The 3,202-nt window shown below is 50.3% G+C and carries 4 protein-coding genes; all 4 read right to left on the reverse strand.

The features are described 5' to 3' along the window. Positions 1-111 precede the first annotated feature (111 nt). Positions 112-507, reverse strand: coding sequence for a type IV conjugative transfer system lipoprotein TraV (traV, locus tag ACED59_RS24210; RefSeq protein ID WP_017104313.1), 396 nt, complete (start codon positions 505-507; stop codon positions 112-114). Then, positions 504-2,048, reverse strand: a complete 1,545-nt coding sequence (locus ACED59_RS24215; protein WP_048666133.1) for a TrbI/VirB10 family protein — start codon at positions 2,046-2,048, stop codon at positions 504-506. Before ACED59_RS24215 ends, traV begins: the two co-directional genes overlap by 4 nt. Further along, on the reverse strand, positions 2,038-2,823 hold the full coding sequence (traK, locus tag ACED59_RS24220; RefSeq protein ID WP_017096434.1) for a type-F conjugative transfer system secretin TraK: 786 nt from the start codon (positions 2,821-2,823) through the stop codon (positions 2,038-2,040). Before traK ends, ACED59_RS24215 begins: the two co-directional genes overlap by 11 nt. Beyond that, positions 2,810-3,202, reverse strand: a 393-nt coding sequence (locus ACED59_RS24225) for a TraE/TraK family type IV conjugative transfer system protein (protein WP_371705186.1), incomplete at its 5' end; no start/stop codon positions are given. The genes traK and ACED59_RS24225, both read right to left, overlap by 14 nt.

The following is a 3,202-nucleotide window of genomic DNA, read 5'->3' on the forward strand; positions in this document are numbered from 1 at the left end:
CACAATCTTGGACCGCTTGATGGATTCCCCCCTCATTGAGAGAAGGCTGAGACTGAATGTCGCGCGCCCATGATAAAAATGATGTTTAAGCTTCGTTTCTTTTTTTCCTAATCAATCTTTCCAAATCGCGCGCGCAGGGCGCCCAGACCAACGGCTATCGTCTAAGACAAAGTAAACATCCATCGTATCGATGTAGTGATTGTCTTTGTCGATGAAAGGGAAGACGGTGAGTTTTTTAACGTCTTCTTGGCTTCGCTCTGGCTCCCCCTCTCGATTGCGCCTTGGCAGTAAGGTAAAGGCGGAAGGTGGGGCGAGACGCGCTTGAGAAGAGACCGTGGCGTTACCACTGCCTCCGGTATAACCGTATAGGTTGTCTCGAACTTCGTTCATGGTGACGCAACCTGAAACGCCGCCGACCTGATCGCAACTGTATTCGCTCTCAAAGCCCGCGCTACAACCGGTCAGACCTAAGAGTATCGATAGTGAAAACAAAGCGTGCCTATTCATGGTGATTCCTCACGCCCAAAGCCCACGCGGCTTAACCCTTGTTGGGTGATTTTTTGCGCTAAAGGGTTGATGGGGGCGGTTTGAGTGGTTGGTGGAAGAGAGGGGGTGTTGGTAATGACATCTAACAGTTGATTGCTGTTGGAGACTTGCTCACGCTGCTCATTCATACGCGTTTCGTATTCATCGGCCAGCAATGGATCTAATGGAAAGCCTTCCAAAAAGACAATATTGACGATGGCACCAGGATTGACTTCCACTATCGGATGATAGAGTTCGGCCAGTTTGATGTAGTAGTCCGCCAATTTGCTGCCAACGCTCTCCGTGGCGCCGCCAAGCAGATTCAAGCCAATTTTATCGCTGTTGATGCTTTGACTTGGGCCGAGCGCCGTCGGTGTCGTGGTTTGTGCCAGCGCTTTACCTGCATCCCCTACGCCTTGCAAGATCCCCGCAATGCCGGCCATTTGAACGATCTTACCGTTTTTCAAAATGGTGGTACCGCGAATACCATTGCGACCAAAGTTAAACACGGTCGCATTGACGGGGATATCGAGAATATCGCCATTGGGTTGTATGCAGCTCATTCTACTGGTGCGAGCGACGCCGCGGCTGGATGAGATCTCACCGTAGACGGCGCCGGTGATCGTGCAATCCTTCAATTTAGAGGCCTGACCGTTGGGTAAGACCCCCTGATTGACTGTCTGAAAGACAATCGGTGAGGTATCCCCTTGTCCAGAGACGCCCCCATTAGCATCAGCGCCGCCGGTAATTACGGCGGTCACAAAGGTGCCGGTTGGCACGTAGTTATCGGTCGTGCGACGGGATTGTTTCTCCTCGACACTGGCTTGCCAGTGAAATTCAAAGCTATCAAAGGCATCACCACTAAAGGCCACATCATCTTGCTCTTGGTACTGGAACTCATTCACCTTGGCGTTATCCATGTTGCTATTAATGGCCGGTCTTGGGGGCAGTTTGTATTGGCCAAAGGTGTCTCCCTGGTTGGTCTCGATGCCGTGTTGAGTCGAAGGATCGCCTGCCTTGAGGGTTGAGGCTAATTGCGTCTCAAGCTGCGCCTTGAGCGCGTCAACTTCATCGAGCTTTTGTTGCATCTGCTGCTCAAGCTCTGTCAGTTGCGATTTTGTATCGCGCTCATTGGCCTTTTTAATGTTCTCTAACTCAGAGGTTAAGCTTTGTCCAAAGCGACTTAATGTGCCTTCAAACCGCGCTAAGCTTTGTTCTATTTGGTTGATTTTGTCTTGTTGAAACGTCAGGGCGGACTGGTTGTCTTTGTCGGTAAAATCATCGGTGACGACAGCGCCAAATCCGACATCTTGAATGCCCTTGCTTGGCGCTTGGGGAGACAGTGTTAACCGCCAAACAACAAAAGCCAGGGCGGTCAATATCAGCAATACCGTGAGCGTAATGGTGCGATTGCGCTTTCTTGTCACGGCATTGATCGTGCCGCCGTCTTCAAAGTCCCCGTCGGTGTCTTTGAAGACGCGTTTCTTAAAACGGCCCAAGGCGTCTTTTTGTTTATCGAGCATGGGTGGCGCCTCCTCCAGTAATGAGATAGAGCGTGGTAGTTTGCCCAGGTTTTAATTGATAGGCATCGAGCGCGGCTGAGCGTGCGGAATAGCTGTAGAACTGCGCGGTGGTCAGCGCCATGTCACTGCGGCTTTGATTTTTGAGCTGATAAACCACCCCAGAATAATGACGGCCCACGAAGACCGTTTGAGGGATGATGGCCAGTGACGCTTCATCTTTGGGTAAGGTTTTGGGGTCAACGTCGTGACGTTTAAAACCAGCAATGGGAGCGCCATCATGGACAAAACGTATCATGGCTTTGGTGAGCGCTGTCATGGCGGCGGGATAATCCGCCGCCTGCTCAATCGGGCTTTGCTGCTCTTTGTAATTTTGCGACCAAACAAACTCCGTGACCAAAGATGGTGTAGCTTTGGGGGTAATAAACAGCGCAAACAATCGCCCTTTCTCTGTCGTCAGGTGCGCGGTAAACGGTAAGGGAAGGTTAATTTTTAAGGTGATGGAGCCGGAAGCGTCTTTTTGGTTGCCCGTTGAGGTGCAAAACCCTTTCGGGCAGACGATCGAAATAATACGGTCATTGTTGACCAGTAAACGGTTCACGTTAATGGAAGAGAGTGACAAGGGGATCGTGTCGCCTTCGTCAAACTCATAGCTCACCATGGCGGCATTTTCAGCCAGGGCAAAAGAGGGGATGAAAAAGACCACCCAAAGCGCGATGGATAAAAAATAAGGGTGCCATTGCTGCGATGGGGTGAATGATTGCTCATAAAGATTCATCGGTGTTGACCTCGACTTCTTCAATGGAGAGTAAACCTATGACGCCTTGGTCATAGCTAAAGTTGACTTGATACCACTTCATCTCCGGATCTAGTGCGCGTTGGCCTACGTGCTTTTGGAGTTTCCCGTAGAGTTGTACTTGGAGAGTGTCGAGAGAAATTCGGACCAACTCGACAGAAAATTGGCTGCTGATGTTATCTTTTTTAACCACCGTGGCTTCTCGAAGCAGCTTAGGTTGAACGTTGTACCAGCTTGTCTCGTCTAAATATTCAAGTAACTGACCAAACTGACGTCCAACGCTTGCCGGCGTGATGTTGAGTTTCAGGTAGAGAAGATAATCCGCCATTTGCTCAAGATAAGGTTCATCGACCGCGCCATC

It is taken from the genome of Vibrio sp. FF266 (assembly GCF_041439695.1).
GTDB lineage: Bacteria > Pseudomonadota > Gammaproteobacteria > Enterobacterales > Vibrionaceae > Vibrio > Vibrio tasmaniensis_A.